The sequence below is a fragment of the Cryobacterium sp. TMT2-18-2 genome, from assembly GCF_004402245.1.
Classification (GTDB): Bacteria; Actinomycetota; Actinomycetes; order Actinomycetales; family Microbacteriaceae; genus Cryobacterium; species Cryobacterium sandaracinum.
On sequence record NZ_SOFU01000035.1, the window covers coordinates 61611 to 78227 of the forward strand.

Annotated in this window: 13 protein-coding genes and 1 pseudogene; 6 read left to right on the forward strand and 8 right to left on the reverse strand. The window is 69.0% G+C overall.

Annotated features, from left to right (window positions below):
- The first annotated feature begins 65 nt into the window (after positions 1 to 65).
- Positions 66 to 764: an HAD-IA family hydrolase gene (locus E3O22_RS11030; RefSeq protein WP_134393567.1), complete on the forward strand. Its 699-nt coding sequence runs from the start codon at positions 66 to 68 to the stop codon at positions 762 to 764.
- Positions 765 to 789: 25 nt separating this feature from the next.
- Here E3O22_RS11030 and E3O22_RS11035 read toward each other — a convergent pair whose 3' ends face one another.
- The gene (locus E3O22_RS11035) at positions 790 to 1176 is read right to left on the reverse strand and encodes a VOC family protein (protein WP_134393568.1); all 387 of its coding nucleotides are present in this window, start codon (positions 1174 to 1176) and stop codon (positions 790 to 792) included.
- An 85-nt stretch (positions 1177 to 1261) separates the two neighbouring features.
- Between E3O22_RS11035 and E3O22_RS11040 the strand changes: the two genes are divergently transcribed.
- Both E3O22_RS11040 and E3O22_RS11045 read left to right on the forward strand, forming a co-directional pair.
- Entirely contained in the window at positions 1262 to 2077 is an 816-nt protein-coding gene (locus E3O22_RS11040; RefSeq protein ID WP_134393569.1) for a tryptophan-rich sensory protein, read from the forward strand.
- Positions 2074 to 2385: pseudogene (locus E3O22_RS11045) on the forward strand (MFS transporter); the annotation flags it as partial. The gene E3O22_RS11040 and the pseudogene E3O22_RS11045, both read left to right, overlap by 4 nt.
- A gap of 452 nt (positions 2386 to 2837) precedes the next feature.
- On the opposite strand, the gene E3O22_RS11050 reads toward E3O22_RS11045, so the two are convergent.
- Positions 2838 to 3830, reverse strand: a complete 993-nt coding sequence (locus E3O22_RS11050) for an FHA domain-containing protein (protein ID WP_174722061.1) — start codon at positions 3828 to 3830, stop codon at positions 2838 to 2840.
- Between the two features lie 2 nt (positions 3831 to 3832).
- Positions 3833 to 4096 (reverse strand): hypothetical protein, encoded by a 264-nt coding sequence (locus E3O22_RS11055; protein ID WP_174720110.1) that lies wholly within the window; start codon positions 4094 to 4096, stop codon positions 3833 to 3835.
- A 269-nt stretch (positions 4097 to 4365) separates the two neighbouring features.
- Here E3O22_RS11055 and E3O22_RS11060 point away from each other — a divergent pair, with 269 nt between their 5' ends.
- Positions 4366 to 7878, forward strand: coding sequence for a TM0106 family RecB-like putative nuclease (locus tag E3O22_RS11060; protein ID WP_134393570.1), 3513 nt, complete (start codon positions 4366 to 4368; stop codon positions 7876 to 7878).
- Positions 7879 to 7963: 85 nt separating this feature from the next.
- On the opposite strand, the gene E3O22_RS11065 is transcribed toward E3O22_RS11060, so the two are convergent.
- From E3O22_RS11065 to E3O22_RS11085, 5 genes are all read right to left on the reverse strand, one after another.
- Positions 7964 to 8242, reverse strand: a complete 279-nt coding sequence (locus E3O22_RS11065) for an HPr family phosphocarrier protein (RefSeq protein ID WP_134393571.1) — start codon at positions 8240 to 8242, stop codon at positions 7964 to 7966.
- A gap of 74 nt (positions 8243 to 8316) precedes the next feature.
- Positions 8317 to 10002: a phosphoenolpyruvate--protein phosphotransferase gene (gene ptsP / locus E3O22_RS11070; RefSeq protein ID WP_134393572.1), complete on the reverse strand. Its 1686-nt coding sequence runs from the start codon at positions 10000 to 10002 to the stop codon at positions 8317 to 8319.
- Between the two features lie 91 nt (positions 10003 to 10093).
- Positions 10094 to 12100 carry a fructose-specific PTS transporter subunit EIIC gene (locus E3O22_RS11075; RefSeq protein ID WP_134393573.1) on the reverse strand — a complete coding sequence of 669 codons (2007 nt, stop codon included), beginning with the start codon at positions 12098 to 12100 and terminating at the stop codon, positions 10094 to 10096.
- Entirely contained in the window at positions 12097 to 13068 is a 972-nt protein-coding gene (locus E3O22_RS11080; protein ID WP_134393574.1) for a 1-phosphofructokinase family hexose kinase, read from the reverse strand. The genes E3O22_RS11075 and E3O22_RS11080 overlap by 4 nt, the downstream gene beginning before the upstream one ends.
- A complete protein-coding gene (locus E3O22_RS11085; RefSeq protein WP_134393575.1) occupies positions 13065 to 13853 on the reverse strand; it encodes a DeoR/GlpR family DNA-binding transcription regulator in 789 nt (262 codons plus the stop codon). Before E3O22_RS11085 ends, E3O22_RS11080 begins: the two co-directional genes overlap by 4 nt.
- Positions 13854 to 14040: 187 nt before the next feature.
- On the opposite strand from E3O22_RS11085, the gene E3O22_RS11090 reads away from it, so the two are divergent.
- Positions 14041 to 15216: an exonuclease SbcCD subunit D gene (locus tag E3O22_RS11090; protein ID WP_134393576.1), complete on the forward strand. Its 1176-nt coding sequence runs from the start codon at positions 14041 to 14043 to the stop codon at positions 15214 to 15216.
- Positions 15213 to 16617: AAA family ATPase (locus E3O22_RS11095; RefSeq protein ID WP_134397102.1), on the forward strand; the 1405-nt coding region annotated here is incomplete at its 3' end. The genes E3O22_RS11090 and E3O22_RS11095, both read left to right, overlap by 4 nt.

The window sequence follows — 16617 nt, forward strand, 5'->3', positions numbered from 1 at the left end:
TCATAGCGTAGTTCCGTGAGGGCGCAGACTTGAGGGGTACCAGCCCAGAGACGAATGGAACCACAATGACGCAGCCCGGAATCGCCCCGCTCGAAACCTCCCGAGAGGAGGCCCTGCAGGGGCAGGTCTTCCAGGCGGTGCTCTTCGACATGGACGGCACCCTGGTCGACTCCACTCAGGCGGTCACCCGGTCCTGGCTGCGCTGGGGTGCCGAGGTCGGCCTCGGCCCGTCGTTCACCGGCCCCGAGCACGGGGTGCCGGCGCGTCAGATGATCGCGACCCTGGTGCCGGAGGAACTGGTCGAGACATCCGTCACCCGGCTCACCGAGTTCGAACTGGCCGACACGGCTGGTGTCAGGATCCTGGCCGGCGCGGCGGAACTCATGGCGAGCATCCCCGAGGCCCGCCGGGCGATCGTCACGTCCTGTGCCCGGCAGCTGTGCCTGGTGCGCCTGGACGCCGCCGGCTTCCCTGCACCGCTCACGGTGGTGACCATCGACGACACCAGCCGCGGCAAGCCGTTCCCCGAGCCGTTCCTGCTGGCGGCCGAACGCCTCGGCGTCGACCCGGCCCGCTGCGTCGTGGTCGAGGATGCCCCAGCCGGCCTTGCCGCCGCCCGCGCCGCCGGCTGCGCCACGATCGGCGTCGTCGGCACCCATCGGGCCGCCGACCTGGAGGCCGACCTGGTGGTCTCCGGTCTCGACCGCCTGCGCGTGTCCGTGCAGGATGACGGAGTGGTCTTCCACCTGGTGACCGAGCAATAGCAGCCCGGAGCAATAGCGTCCGGACTCAGCGCTCGTAGATCTCCAGCGGCAGCCCGTCGGGGTCGCGAAAGAAGAACATCGCTTTGCCGGTGTTCGGGTCCACCCTCAGTTCCTCAACCTCGACGTGCTTAACGATCAGCTCGTCGCGGGCGGCCGGCACGTCGTCGACCTCGAACGCGAGGTGGCGCAGCCCGAGCGCTTCCGGGCCGCTCCTCCGAGGCGGGGTGTCGGGAAAAGAGAACAGTTCGATCAGGTAGTGGCCGTTCAAGGCAAGCTTGCCCATCCACGACCGGCGCGCGGCCCGGAAGTATTCCGCTTCGAGCGTGCAGCCGAGAACGTCGAGGTAGAAGGCCTTGGACACGTCGTAGTCGCTGGCGATAATGGCGATGTGGTGCACTCCGTTGATGCGCATGCGGCAGTTTCGCATACTCCAGGGGGCGGAGGAGGTCAGGATGAAACCGATGATTATAACGCTAGCTGATCGTTGGGAGACCGAGATGAATAAGAGCAGCGATCCACTGCGTCAAACGGTGGTGCTGGTGAGCGCGATCCTGGCCGTCGTCGGATCGTTCATCGGATCCGGGGCCGCCGGCGGAACCCCGATCCAGAACGCGTCAGGCGGTGCGCTCGCCGCCGACGCGACCCCGATCGCCCCCGACGGGCCGGCCTTCGGCATCTGGACCGCGATCTACCTCGGCCTCATCGCCTACGCCCTGTGGCAATTCATGCCGGCGCAGAAAACGGATGCCCGCCAACGCGCCCTGGGCTACCCGATCGCCGCGTCGCTCGTGCTGAACGCCGTCTGGATCCTGAGCATCCAGTTCGACCTGCTCTGGCTCAGTGTGCCCGTGATCGTGCTTCTGCTGGTCGTGCTGATCCGGGCGTTCCAGCTCACGCTCCGCACCCGGCCCAAAAACCTGATTGAGACGATCGTCGCCGACGGCACCGTGGGCCTATACCTGGGCTGGGTGGCCATCGCCACCGCCGCCAACGTCACCGCGGTGCTCGTCGCCTCCGGCTTCGAAGGCTTCGGCCTCAGCGCGGACCTGTGGGCGGTGCTGGTCATCGCCGTCGCCGGGCTGGTCGGCGTAGTCCTCGCGCTCTACGGCCACGGCCGCCTCGCCCCGGCCGCGTCGCTGTGCTGGGGCCTGGCCTGGGTGGCCGTGGCCCGGCTGGCCGGCACCCTGCTCTCTGCTCCCACGGCGATCGCGGCGATCGTCGCCGTGGCCGCCATCCTGATCGTCACCATCACCGTGCGCGTGCGCACCTCCAGGTCCGTCACGTCCGCCACGTCCCGATCGGTCACCGCGTGAGCGATTCGGCCACCCTGCCTGTCACCCCGGCGGGCGTCACCTCGGCGCGCCGACGCTGGGCCGGTCTCGTCTTCATCAGCGTCGCCGTCGCCCTGATCATCGTCGATTCCACGATCATCAACGTGGCCATCCCCTCGATCGTCGACGACCTGGCGATCACCTCGACCCAGGTGCAGTGGGTGCAGGAGAGCTACACCCTGGTTTTCGCGGCCCTGCTGCTGGTGTTCGGAACGCTTGCCGACCGGTTCGGTCGACGGCGCATCCTGATTCTCGGCGTAATCGTCTTCGCCACAGCCTCCGCCTTCGCGGGAGCCCGTCTAGCTGCGTGTCCCTGACGGCCAGCGGGTTTCGAGGATGGGAGGATCCCGGGCTCCGCCGTGGGTCAGGCCCGGCCGAGCCTGCACGTGTGGCCAACTCAGGACATCCGTCGCCCGCATTGCCGGCTCCCGCGGACCAGTGCGGAATTGGTGCGGATGTCCGTCCCGGCCGGACGGATCTCCTGAGTTGGCCACAAGGCCCGCCAGAGCCGCAGCCGCACAGCTGCGCTCTGCATCCCCCGCGACCCCCCGCGTCACCCCACCCGCCACCCCGTGCTCCACCGCGCAGCCCGAACGAATCCGACGGGGATTTTGCCCACGACCCTCCCAAAGAGCCCGTAAACCCGTTTTTTCCTCAAAATCCGTCGAATTGGTTCGGGGTGGCTCGGCGGCATCCGTCGCGGCGAGTGGCGAGGCCAGGATCGGTCGACCCGGACCTGCCCCTAGATCTCGGAGTCGTCCACCGGCCCCGGCCGCGCGGACGTCGGCTCTATGCCGCCGTTCGTGGTGCCGGCAGCGGCGGCGTTGGCCTCGCGCTCCAACCGGGCTGCGCGGCGGCTCGGTTGCGGCTTTTGCACGGACAGCTCCCCGCCCACGCGACCGCCGTAGGGGCGGCCGTGGTCGGCGTACTCCTCACGGAAGTAGGCCATGCGCCACGGACCCATCTCGATCCGGGCGCCGGTGCGCAGGACCTGCCCATCGTGCTCGTCCGCCCGGTAATTTCGCTTGGCTCCGCCGGAAACGTCGCCGAGCGGATACAGAACGTACTCGTCGTTGTCGTCGTGGCGGATTTCGGCATGGAACGGGTGCAGACCGGCCAGCTGCAGGTCGGCATCCGGGGCCGAACCGATGGTGGTGACCGTCGGCAGCAGATCGAACTCGCGCGGCATCTGACCGTTCCAGTTCTCCGAGCCGATCACGAAAACCAGCCGGGGCCGGCCTGCCCCCGGTGTGTAGTGCGTCGTGGTCACCCGGCGACGGATGCGCCGGTCGAAGGTCGGCACCAATGGCAACAGGGTGCCCGGCGGCAACGGCAGGGTCAGGCCCGCTTTCGGTGCGGTACTGCGCCGCCGCAGAAGCGGAACCAGCGCGGCCCGGCTGCCGAGCGTGATGTGCGACGAACCGGTCAGCAGGCGCTGGATGACGGGTGCCTTGACGGCTCCCAGCCGGATGATCAGGCCGTCGGGGCCGGACACGGAGACGGTCAGGCCGCGTTCGGCCAGGGCGCCGGCCAGGCCGCGGAGCTGCTTCAGCTTCATCGTGCTGGTGCGCACGAACATCTCGGGCTTGCTGGAGAAGATCTCGACGTCGAGGCCGCTGGCCGTGATTGTTCCGCCCATCTGCTCGGCGCCGGTCGCCTCCGTGGTGTCGCCCGGTGTGCCCGGCTCCGCGAGGGAGAACTCCAGGTCGATGTCCAGGCGGGTGGTGGGGCTCATGACTACTTGGTGAGCGGTTCGGTGCCGGAACCCTCGCTCGTGGTGACCCGCAGGGTGCCGTTCAGCTTCCAGGTGGCACGGGGGGCGTCGGGGCCGATGTCGCGAGGCACCTCCACGGTCATGTCGATGAAGCTGTAGTTGATGGCGGCGCTCTTGCCGGTCAGGTAGGACCACATCTCCTTGCCGAGGTCGGTCCAGTCCTTGATGTTGTGGGCGTCGGGGCCGGTGGCGTTGGCAGTGGGTACGGGGTTCTGGCTGTCAGTCACGGTGTGTTCCTTTTCGCTTGGTTGCAGGGAAACGGCACTCGGTCGTCGCACATCGGGCCCGCAATCGGCCAGAATCGGATCAACGGTGAACCGCAGCGCGGACAGCCATCAGGAGCCTCGTCTGCCGCGTGTAGGCCAACCCTAGTTGAGCACGGCTGCAGGGGGAAGGGCGCGGCACCCCCTGTTCTGGTCGGTGGTCTCAGCTAGCCTCGAAACCACCGTGACCAGCGCTTCCGGTGTGGTTGTGCGTGCGCAAAAAGGAGATCAACGTGTTCCTATCAGACTCCGCCACCGTTGGCTACTCGGCGAGCGACCTCAGCGCCGCGGCCGCCTGCGAGTGGGCACTGTTGCGCAGACTCGACGCGAAACTGGGACGCATCGACGCCGCCCCGGCAGCCGCTGACGCCATGCTCCAGCGCACCGCCGAGCTGGGCGACGCCCACGAACTGCGGATGCTCGAACAGCTGCGCGCGACCCGCACCGTCGTCGAGATCGAACGTGGCGACCTCGTCGACATCGGTTCCGCCGTTGAAATGAGCGAGGCGGCCCTGCGCGCAGGGGCCGAGGTGGTGTTCCAGGCCGCGTTCTTCGACGGGCGATTCCTGGGCTACGCGGACTTCATCATCCGCACCGGGAGCGGCGACCAGAGCGACCCCGCCGACCCTGCCGCGACCTACGAGGTCTACGACACGAAGCTGGCACGCTCGGCGAAGATCACGGCGCTGCTGCAGTTGGCGGCGTATAGCGACCAGTTGCAGCGGGTGGGCATCCCGACGGGGGAGAACGTGCACCTTCTGCTGGGCGACGGCCGCACCAGCTCGCACCGGCTGAAGGACATCCTGCCTGTCTACCGCGCCCGGCGCGCCCGCCTCGAGCGGCTGGTCGACGAACGCCTCGCCGACCCTGCACCCACCCCGTGGGGTGACCCTCGCTACGCCGCCTGCGGCCGCTGTGACCTGTGCGAGGAGCAGGTGCAGCAGCACCGGGACGTGCTCCTGGTCGCGAACCTGCGGCTCGGCCAGCGCGCCCGGCTGCGCTCCGCGGGCGTCCGCTCCATCGACGACCTCGCCGCGCGGCGCGAGCTCGTCCCCGGTTTGTCGGACACCACGCTGGCGACACTGCAGGGGCAGGCCCGGCTGCAGATCGCCTCCCGGGCCCCCGGCCGGCCACTGAACTGGGAGATCATCAACCCGGCCGCCCTCGCGGCGCTGCCCGCACCCGACGCGGGGGACATCTTCTTCGACTTCGAGGGTGACCCGCTCTACCAGGAGGCCGGCAACGGAGCGTGGGGGCTGGACTATCTGTTCGGTCTGGCCGTGCCGGACGACACCTTCCGCACTTTCTGGGCGCACGACCACGCCGAGGAACGTCAGGCCCTGATCGACTTCCTGGAGTATGTGCGAGAGCGCCGTTCGCGGCATCCGGGGCTCCACATCTACCACTACGCCCCCTATGAGCGCACCCACCTGCTCGGCCTTGCCGCCCGGCACGGGGTCGGCGAAGAAGCGGTCGACGACCTAATGCGCCGGAATGTGCTCGTTGACCTCTACCCGATCGTGCGGCAGGGCTTGCGCATCGGCAGCCGCAGCTACTCGCTCAAGAAGCTCGAACCGCTCTACATGGGGCTCGAGGAACGCGAGGGCGTGGCCAACGCCGCCGATTCGATCACCGAATACGTGCGCTCGCGCACCCTGTCGGCCGCCGGCCAGACGGATGCCGCGGAGCAGATTCTCACGGACATCGCCCGTTACAACGCGTACGACTGCCGTTCCACCCTGCGCCTGCGCGACTGGCTGCTGGCCCGCGCGGCCGAGCAGCCGGGCGCCACCGCAGCGTCGCCGGCGACCCTGGCAGGCGTGCCCCTGCCGGTGCGGGAACCGGACCCGGTCTACCTGGAACTCTCCGCGCTGCTTGCCGACGTTCCGCCGGCCGAGCGCACCGCCGACCAGACCGCGCTCGCCCTCGCCTCGGCGGCGATCGACTACCACCGGCGGGAGCAGAAATCGTTCTGGTGGGACCACTACAGTCGCCTGGGCGCGCCCGTGGACGACTGGGCGGACACCAGGGACGTGCTCATCGTCGAAACAGCAGCCCTGCACCTGGGCTGGCACCGGGAAGGCCGCCAGTCGCTCGACCGCCGGGTACTGCGCCTGACCGGGGCACTCGCGCCGGGCAGTTCGCTCAAGGTCGGGCAGCAGCCGTTCCTGCTCTACGACCTGCCCTACCCGCCGATCAGCCGCAGCGACGCCCCCGGAGCGCGCACCGCGCACAACAGGGCGACCATCATCGACGTGATCGACGAGTCGGTCTATTTGGTCGAGGAGGTGCTCGAACGCGATGCACCCGCCCACCGGGAAATGCCGATCGCCCTCACCCCCGGCACTCCGCCGCCAGCCGGGAGCCAGGTGACCGCGATCGCGGAGTGGGGCCGCGCCGTGCTCTCCCTGTGGCCGGAACCGCTGCCGGACGCGGCCTTCGACCTGCTGCGCCGACGCCCGCCCCGGTTGCTCGGGGCAAGCGGCCCGACGCAGCCCCTGGTGCAGCCGCCGGCGCGCCCCGGCGACGGCGAGGGTGATGGTGAAGGGGATGTGCGCACCGCCATCCGGGACACCCTGCTCGTGCTCGACCGGTCCTACCTCGCGGTGCAGGGCCCGCCCGGAACCGGCAAGACCTTCGTCGGCTCGAGGGTGATCGCCGACCTCGTCGTGCGGCACGGCTGGCGCGTCGGCGTCGTCGCGCAGTCCCACGCCGCGGTCGAGAACATGCTCCGCGCCGTACTCGCCGCCGGAATCGACGCGGGGCTGGAGCCCGGCCAGGTCGGGAAGAAGGCGAAAAAGGGCGACGAGACAAAGCCGGTGCCGTGGACCCTCCTGGATACCAAGACCTTCGCCCGGTTTACCGGCCAGTCCGGCGGCTGGGTGCTCGGCGGCACCGCCTGGGACTTCAGCAACGCCGACCGGGTGCCGCGGGGCTCCCTCGACCTGCTCGTGATCGACGAGGCCGGCCAGTTCTCCCTCGCCAGCACCATCGCAGCTGCCGTCGCGGCCGAACGCCTGCTGCTGCTCGGCGACCCGCAACAGCTGCCGCAGGTCAGCCAGGGCACGCACCCCGAACCGGTCGACGGCTCGGCTCTGGGCTGGCTCAGCGACGGACACCAGGTGCTCCCGCCGGAATTCGGCTACTTTCTGAAGACCAGCTGGCGCATGCATCCGAGGGTCTGCGCTCCGGTGTCGGCGCTGTCCTACGAGGGGCGGCTGCGCTCGCACCCCTCCGATCGCCGACTCGAGGGAGTGGAGCCGGGCCTGCACCCGATGCCCGTGCCGCACCGGTTCAACTCCACCTCGTCGGTGGAGGAGGCCGAAGCCGTGGTCTCACTGGTGACCGGTCTGCTCGGCCGACCCTGGACATCCGGTGGCCGGTGCGCACCGCTGGCGCAGGGCGACGTGATCGTCGTGGCGCCCTACAACGCGCAGGTCGAGCTGCTTCGCCGCCACCTCGTGCAGGCCGGTCTGGGTGACGTGCCGGTGGGCACCGTCGACAAGTTCCAGGGCCGGGAGGCGGCGGTCGCCGTGGTCTCGCTTGCCGCCTCCGCGGCAGAGGACGTGCCGCGCGGCCTCGAGTTCCTGCTCCTGGCAAACCGGCTCAACGTGGCCATCTCCCGTGCCCAGTGGGCGGCCTGGCTGGTCTACTCGCCGGCCCTGACCGAGACCCTGCCCTCGAGTGTGGAGAGTCTGGCCCAGCTGAGCGCGTTCATCACCCTGGTCACGCCCGCCCGGGCCTGACTCCGGCGTCGAAGCCTGACCCACGAAAAGGCACCCTCACTCCGGCATGATTCGCGCGGATTGAAGGTGCCTTCAGTCGGGGGTGCTACTCGGCGTCGAGGTCCGTTTCGAGGAGCTTGACGAGGGATTCGAGAGCCACATCGGCTCCGTCGCCCTCGGCGCGCAGCACAACGATGTCGCCATTGGAGGCACCCAGGCTCATCAGCGACAGGATGCTGGAGGCATCCATCGCGTCCTCGGCCGGGTCGGTCTCGAGGGCGATGGTGACCTCGAGGGTCAGGTCGCCGACGGCCGCCGCGAAGATGGATGCGGGGCGCGCGTGCAGGCCGACGCGGCTCGCGATGGTGGCTTTACGTTCGGACATGGTTCCTCCTAATTGGTGCCCGGCGAAGGGGTGGCTCGCCGGCGATGATGCGATGCGACGTAGATCCGAAGCGGCTAGAGACCCAGCTCTTCAAGTATGGGCAATCCGGCGCGCACGCGGGTACGCGCTTCGTCCGAATTACGGGCCGAAACGGCGATCTGGGCAAGTTCCTGCGCCCGTTCGAGCGTCACGGACTTCAACACGGCGCCCACGGCGGACATCGACCGGGCCGTCATGGACAGGGTGTTGACGCCCAGCCCGACGAGCACGACGGCGAGAACCGGGTCGGCGGCGGCTTCGCCGCAGACGCCGACGGGCTTGTTGTGGCCCTCGTCTATCGCCCCCGCGACGGTGAGCTGGATCAGCTGAAGCACGGCGGGCTGCCACGGCGAGTTCAGCGCGGCGAGGGTGCCGAGCTGACGGTCGGCGGCCATCGTGTACTGGGTGAGGTCGTTCGTGCCGAGGCTGACGAATTCGGCTTCGGTCAGGATGCTCGCGGAGCGGAGCGCCGCGGAGGGAACCTCCACCATGACGCCGGGGGTCTTCAGCCCGGCGACGCGGCACATGGCGGCGAAGTCGGCGGCCTCGTCGACCGTGGCGATCATCGGTGCCATCACCCAGACCACGGCGGAGGATGCCTGTGCGGCGGTGGCGATTGCCGTGAGCTGGCGCTTGAGCACGCCGGGGCTGGTCAGGTCGGTGCGGTAACCGCGCACGCCGAGCGACGGGTTGGGCTCCGTGCTGTCGGTGAGGAACGGCAGCGGCTTGTCGGCGCCCGCGTCGAGCGTGCGCACGACGACCTTCTTGCCGGGGAACGCGTCGAACACGCCGCGGTAGGCCACGACCTGCTCGTCGATAGTGGGCTCGATGTCGCGCTCGAGGAAGCAGAACTCGGTGCGGAGCAGTCCGACGCCCTCTGCGCCGGCGGCCGCGGCCTTGACCGCGTCAGCGGCCCCGCCCACGTTGGCCAGCAGCGGAACGAGGTGGCCGTCGGCGGTGGTGCCGGTGCCGTCGAACACGGACAGGCTGGCTGCGACGTGCTCCCACGCCGTGACGGCGGTGCGCTCGTCGTCGCCGGGGTCAACCTGGAGGGTTCCGGCGGCGCCGTCCACGTAGACCTCGGTGCCATCGGTGAGGGCGTCGACGCCGACGGCGGCGACGACGGCCGGCAGGCCGAGGGCGCGGGCGATGATCGCGGTGTGCGACTGCGGTCCGCCGCCGCTGGTGACCAGGGCGAGGATCTTGTTCGGGTCGAGGGTGGCGGTGTCGGCCGGGGCGAGGTCCTCGGCTACGAGAACGAAGGGCTCGTCAGACTGGGGGATGCCGGGGGCGGTGACGCCGCGCAGCTCGGCGACGATCCGGGCCCGCACGTCGAGGACATCCGTGGCCCGCTCGGCCATGTAGCCGCCGAGGTTGTGCAGCATCTCGGCGACGGATGCGCCGGACTCCCAGATCGCGCGTTCGGCGGATGTTCCGGTAACGATTAATTTCACTGCAGCTTTTATCAGCATCGGGTCGGTGGCCATCAGCGCGGTGGCTTCGAGAACCGACTTGCTGGCGCCCGTGGCGGCTTCGGCGCGACGCTGAAGCTCGGTTTGCACCACCTTGGCGGCCGTCCGCAGCTCTGCCGTTGCGACTTCGGGTGTAGTCGCCGCATCCAGGCGTTCACCTGCCGGGGGTTCGCTGATCGGTTTGGGCATCTGGCGAACGGATCCGATGATCCGGCCGGGGCTTACGCCTACACCAGTGAAATTCTGCACGGGACAACCTCTATTCTTGCGCAGCAAAAATACTGCGCTATTGATGCTACGCGTCGGCCGCCCCGATTTTCTCGGAGCGGCCGACGTGCGGTTAAGCGTTGACCAGGGCGGGCGCTGCTGCGTCCGCGGTGACCAACGGTGTCTTTCGAGCGTATCGCTTCAGCGCGATCACCAGGATGGCCGTGACGACGGTTCCGATCGCGATCGCCAGAGCGAAGAGTGCGAAGCTGTCGATGGCGAAGAAGACGAACATTCCGCCGTGCGGGGCCTTCGAGGTGACGCCCCAGGCCATCGAGAGAGCACCGGTCACGCCGGCGCCCACCATGGAGGCCGGGATCACGCGGAGCACGTCTGCGGCAGCGAACGGGATGGCGCCTTCGGAGATGAACGACGCACCCAGGAGCCAGGCTGCCTTGCCGTTTTCGCGCTCGGCGACAGTGAACAGTCGGCGGTCGAGCACCGTGGCCAGGGCCATGGCGAGCGGCGGAACCATGCCCGCGGCCATGACCGCGGCCATGATCTGCCACGGAGCCTGGTTGGCCATGGTTGCGGTGCCGAGACCGGCGACGGCGAAGGCGTAGGCAACCTTGTTGACCGGTCCGCCGAGGTCGAACCCCATCATGAGGCCCAGGATCAGGCCGAGCAGGATGGCGGAGGCGCCGGTCATGCCGGACAGCCACTCGTTCAGGGCGGTGGTCAGCAGCGCAATGGGGCCACCGAGCACGAGGAACATCAGGCCCGAGGCGACGATCGACGCGACCAGCGGGATGATGACGACAGGCATCAGGCTGCGAAGCCAGCGCGGCACGTCGAGCTTGTTGAAGCTGGCGGCTGCGACACCGGCCAGCAGACCACCGGCGATGCCGCCGAGGAAACCGGCACCCATGAACCCGGCGACGGCACCGGCGACGAAACCGGGGGCGATTCCGGGACGGTCGGCGATCGCGTAGGCGATGTACCCGGCCAGGGCCGGAACCAGGAAGCCCATCGACAGCGCGCCGATCTTGAAGAAGACCGCTCCCAGATAGGTGAGCATGCCGCCTTCCGGCAGGTTGAACAGGTTGTTCTCCAGGGTGACCGTGTCGGCGACCTCGGTGATCTCGTAGCCTCCGAGGAGGAATCCGAGGGCGATCAACAGACCTCCACCGGCGACGAACGGGATCATGTAGCTGACACCGGTGAGCAGGGCGCGCTTGACCTTCTGGCCGAAGTGCTCGCTGGTCTCCTCGGCCTCGGCCGCACCGACGGTGCCGCCGACGCGGCGGGCGTTGGGGTTCTGGGCCGCGGCCAAGGCATCGTGGATGAGCTTGGCCGGTTCGTCGATGCCGCGTTTGACGGGCACCTGGATGACGGGCTTCCCGGCAAAGCGCTCGCGACCGCGAACGTCGACGTCGACGGCGAAGATGACCGCGTCGGCCGCGGCGATGACGGCCGGGTCGAGCATCGTGAGGCCGGCCGAGCCCTGGGTTTCGACCTGCAGGTCAACGCCGGCGGCCTTCGCCGCGGCAACGAGCGATTCGGCGGCCATGTAGGTGTGCGCGATGCCGGTCGGGCAGGCGGTCACAGCGACGATGCGCTTGACACCGGCGGATGCCGCGGGCGTGCTTCCGACGTCGGCGCCGGCGACGCCGCCGGCGGCCACGGGAGCGGGGGAGACGACGCTGGTGACCAGTTCGACGATTTCGGCCTGGGTCTTCGCGGCGCGCAGCGCGGCGGTGAAGGGGGCCTGCATCAGCGAGCGGGCGAGCTTGGCCAGGATCTTGAGGTGTTCCTGATCCGCGCCCTCGGGAGCGGCGATCAGGAAGACGAGGTCCGCGGGACCATCTGCGGCCCCGAAGTCGACCGGCGAAGTCAGTCGGGCCAACGCCAGCGTCGGCTCGGTGACGGCTGCCGAACGGCAATGCGGGATGGCCAGGCCGCCGGGGATGCCGGTTGCCGTCTTCGCTTCGCGAGCGAGGGCATCCGCGTAGAGGCTCTCGATCTCGGTGGCGCGGCCGGCGCCGACGACGAGCTCGGCAAGATGCCGGATTACGCTCGAGGGTGCGGCTCCGAGGTTCTTATCCAGAGCGACAAGCTCCGGGGTGATCAGTGCACTCACTGGACATCCTCCTTTGGATGGGTGTTGAGCGACGTCAGGGTGACATCGCCCGGTCTGGTTTGGTGCAGAGCCGGAACGGTTGATCCGGGCAGGGACGCGGCTGCGGCCCCGTGGGCTGCGGCCTGGCGGAGAGAGTCGGGGGCGGAGCCGCCGGCGATGCTGCTGAGCAGGTAGCCGGCCAGGGAGGAATCGCCGGCTCCGACGGTGCTGCGGGCGACGATCGGCGGCGTTTTCGCGAGCCAGGCGCCGTCTTCGGTGACCAGCACGGCACCTTGGGAGCCGAGGGTGGCCAACACGGCGCCAACGCCGGTGGCGACGAGACGCTCGGCGGCGCGGGCCACGAGCACCGGATTGCCCTCGAGGCTCTCCGGGTCGGGGATGCCGGTGAGCTCGGCCAGTTCTTCGGCGTTGGGCTTGATCAGGTCCGGTCCGGCCGTGACGGCGGCGGCGAGGGGTGCGCCAGACGAGTCGACGGCCACCCGAGGGGCGCTCGCGCCGAACCGGGTGCGGAGCTCCCGGGTGATGTCGGCGTAGAAGTCGACGGGCACTCCAGGCGGCAGCGATCCGGCCAGCACGAGCCAGCTGGCACCCTCCGCTTTCTCCATCACGAGTTCGATCAGGTCGCTCTGCTGCGCGGCGGTCAGTACCGGTCCGGGTACGTTCACCTTGGTGGTGGTGCCGTCGATCTCGGTCAGCGCGATGTTGCTCCGGATCGTGGCGCCGATCGGCATGCCGAGGTGGGGCACCCCCGCGGCCCGAAGGGCCACCAGAACGGGGTCCAACTCGTCGCCGGGGAGGATGGCGAGGCTCAGGATGTCCGAGGCCTTGAGGGCGCGAACGATGTTCACGCCCTTACCGCCTGGTTCCTCGCGGGATGAACCTGCCCGCTGAACTTCGCCGCGGGCCAGCGGGGCGCGGAGCTCGATGGTGCGATCCAGGCTCGGATTCGGGGTAAGCGTGATAATCACGCGATCACAACCTCAACGTCGGCCGCGGCGAGGGCTGCGGCAAGTTCATCTGATGGGAGAGCGTCCGTGATCAGCACGTCCATGTCGCCCAGGGCCGCGAAGCGGATCAGGGTTTCCTTGTCGAGCTTGGAGGAATCGGCCAGTGCGACAACACGACGGGCCGAACGGACGATGGCTGTCTTCACGGCGGATTCAACGGCATCCGGAGTGCTGAAACCGAATTCGGCGTGCACGCCGTTGGCGCCGACGAAAGCGATGTCGGGCCGCAACGAATCGAGCTGGGCGATGGTGCTGGGACCGACGACGGCGCGGGTGAGGCCGCGCACGCGGCCGCCGAGGATATACAACGAGATGGCGTCGTTGCCGGCGAGTTTCGTGGCGATCGGCACCGCGTTGGTGATGACCAGGAGTTCGTCACCGGGGGCTGCCGGGGTCCAGTCGAGCAGGAGGTCGGCGAGCAGCTCGGTCGTGGTGCCGGCATCCAGCAGGACGGAGCCGGTCTGGCTCGAGGGAATCATGGTGAGGGCGGCGGCCGCGATGCGCTGCTTCTCGTCCTGCCGCTGCGTCTGGCGTTCCTCGAGGCTGAGCTCGGACATGCTCTGCCGGTCGAACGCGACTGCGCCGCCGTGAACCCGGCGCAGCTGGCGGGCGCCCTCGAGGCTGTCGAGGTCGCGCCGCACCGTTTCGGGGGTGACATCGAAGCGGGAGGCGAGATCGCTGACCGTGACCCGGTTCGAACTGGTGACCAGATCGACGATCAGGGCCTGACGTTCTTCGGCGAACATGGCGACCTCCTCGACGCTGAGTGGCCGAAACCACGAATTTGTAGAATATAAAAACCTTACCTGTGTTTGTTTTTGTTTGTCAAGAAAAACAAAGACAAACAAAGAACTTGCTGCCCAGTGTCGACCGGGCTCGCCCGGTGCTGCCCGGTGCCGCCGGGTGTCGGCCGTCGGCGATAACGTGAATGGCATGAAGATCCTGCACACGTCCGATTGGCACATCGGGCGAACCTTCCACACCCATTCGACCCTGGATGCCCTGCGTCAGGTGCTGGATGCGCTGGTGGAGGTGGTGCGGCAGCGCCGGATCGACGTGGTGGCGGTGGCCGGCGACATCTTCGACTCGGCCATGCCGTCGGCCGAGAGTTACACGCTGCTCGCGGCGGTGCTGCGGGAAATCAAGCAGGCAGGGGCCACGGTGGTGATGACCAGCGGCAACCACGACTCCGCCACCCGCCTCGGCTTCCAGGCGGAGTGGGCCGCACTCGCGGGCGTCCATGTGCTGACCCGGCCGGAGCAGTTCCTCGAACCGGTCACCGTGCCGGACGAGCACGGGCCCGTGCACTTCTATGGCATCCCCTACCTGGAGCCGGCGCTGGTCCGGCACCTCAGCGTCTTTCACGGGCCGGCAGACGAACCGCTCAGGACCCACGAGCAGGTGCTCACCGTCGTGATGCAGCGCATCCGCGATGACCTGGCCACGCGCGGCGGGCGATCGGTGGTGCTCAGCCACTGCTTCGCGGCGGGAGTGCCCGCGGCCGCGGCGACCGATGCCGTGCGGGACATCACCGCGGGCGGCCTCGATCTGGTGCCCGTGTCGGTCTTCACAGGACCGGACTACGTCGCCCTCGGCCACATCCACGGGCGAGCCCACCTCACCGACCGCGTGCGCTACTCGGGAGCACCACTGCACTACTCCTTCTCGGAGGCCGGCAAACCGCGGGGCTGCTGGCTGGTCGAGCTCCAGGGCGGCCCTGCCGCCGACATCGAATGGATCGAGCTTCCGGTTCCGCGGCGACTCAGCGTGCTCACCGGCGAGATCGAACAGCTCCTGACCGATGACGCCTGGGCCGAGTTCGAGCCCGACTGGGTGTCGGCCATCCTGACCGACCAGGTGCGTCCCCTCGACGGCATCCGGCGCCTGCAGAAACGATTCCCGCACTGCGTCACGCTCGAGCATCGGCCCGCTGTCGTCGTCGACTCGGATGCCGTCAGCTACGGTGAGCGCATCGACCGCCAGAGTGACCGCGAGATTGTCGCCGGGTTCCTCGAGTTCGTGCGCAACGGGGTCGGCCAATCCGATTTCGAACGCGACCTGGTGGCGGAACTCCTCACCGAGGGTGACCTGAGGGAGCTGAGCCGATGAAGATCAAACGTCTGCGGATCGCCGGATTCGGCCCCTACAAGAACGAACAGGTGATCGACTTCGAGCGCTTCGATGCCGATGGAATCTTCCTGATCACCGGCAAGACCGGGGCCGGCAAGTCCAGCATCCTCGACGCCGTCTGCTTCGCCCTCTACGGCAGCGTGCCGCGCTACGAGGGAACGGAGTCCCAGCTGCGCAGTGACCACTGCGAACCGGATGACCCTACTTTCGTGGAGCTGGAATTCGCGCTGCACGAGAACGACTACCGCATCTATCGCACACCCAGGTACGAGAAGAACAAGAAGCGCGGCCCGGGCACGACCATGTCACCGCCCGACGCGCGCCTCGACATCCGTGACCTGCACGACGACCGGGACACCCCTGAGGGCTGGCGCAGCGTGGCGACCCGCCCGGTCGACGTCGGGCATGAGCTCAGCCGCATCCTGCCGCTCAAGCAGGACCAGTTTCTGCAGGTGATCCTGCTGGCCCAGAACCGGTTCCAACGGTTCCTGCTGGCCAAGACCGATGACCGGCGAGGGGTGCTGCGTACCCTCTTCGGCACCGCCCGGTTCGAGCATCTCGAACTCGGGCTGATCAGCCGGCGCAAGTCGCTCGATGATGCGCTGGAATCCGTGCGCCAGCGCCTGGCCGGCCTGGCGGCCACCGCGTCCCGGCACTTGCAGCGCGAAGACCTGCCCGGCAACGACTCCGATGACGCGCCCGGCAGTCGCGACCGGACCTGGTTCGACGCCGCCCTGGCGGAGCTGGACGAACTGCTGGCCGAGGCGTCGGCGGGGGCCGACCGGGCCACGTCGGCGCTGGAGTTGGCCGCCGCAAACGTGCAGGCCCAGGAAGACCTGCGCAGCCGGCAGGACCGCCGCAACGAAGCTCACTCGGCCCTGGTCGTTCTCGAGGCCCGGCAGGGGGCGGTCGCCCTTGACCGGGCGGCCGTGCTGGCCGCGAACCGGGCTTCCCGCGTGTGGCCGGCGCTCCGCACGCGTCGGGAGGCGGAGGAAGCGCTCGAACGTGCCCTGATCGGCGAATCGTACGCGCACGGCGCCTGGCATGAGTATCAGGACGACCCAGGTCTGGTGGAAACAACGGAGAGCCTCAAAGCCGTCATCGAGAATCTCCTGGGCCGGCTCGGATCGTTGAAAGACGTTCTCGACGTCGAACGGCTGCTGCCCGGCATCGAGGCCAAGATTGTGACGCTGCAGGAGGAGCTCGCCCTGCACGTGGCATCCGTCGCGCAGACCCAGGCGCTCCTGGACGAGCTGCCGGACCGGCTGGACGAGGTCGACGAGGCCCTGGCGGCGGCGGCGCTGGCGGCGGCCCGCGAACCCGAGGCGCGCGCCCAGGCGGAGCGGCTGCGGGCGGCCGAGGACGCGGCCGGCCAGGTGC

Bases quoted from the DNA above. Each gene is read 5' to 3' on its own strand.
- E3O22_RS11030 (WP_134393567.1), top strand. From the start codon at position 66: ATGACGCAGCCCGGAATCGCCCCGCTCGAAACCTCCCGAGAGGAGGCC.
- E3O22_RS11035 (WP_134393568.1), bottom strand. From the start codon at position 1,176: ATGCGCATCAACGGAGTGCACCACATCGCCATTATCGCCAGCGACTAC.
- E3O22_RS11040 (WP_134393569.1), top strand. From the start codon at position 1,262: ATGAATAAGAGCAGCGATCCACTGCGTCAAACGGTGGTGCTGGTGAGC.
- E3O22_RS11050 (WP_174722061.1), bottom strand. From the start codon at position 3,830: ATGAGCCCCACCACCCGCCTGGACATCGACCTGGAGTTCTCCCTCGCG.
- E3O22_RS11065 (WP_134393571.1), bottom strand. From the start codon at position 8,242: ATGTCCGAACGTAAAGCCACCATCGCGAGCCGCGTCGGCCTGCACGCG.
- E3O22_RS11085 (WP_134393575.1), bottom strand. From the start codon at position 13,853: ATGTTCGCCGAAGAACGTCAGGCCCTGATCGTCGATCTGGTCACCAGT.
- E3O22_RS11090 (WP_134393576.1), top strand. From the start codon at position 14,041: ATGAAGATCCTGCACACGTCCGATTGGCACATCGGGCGAACCTTCCAC.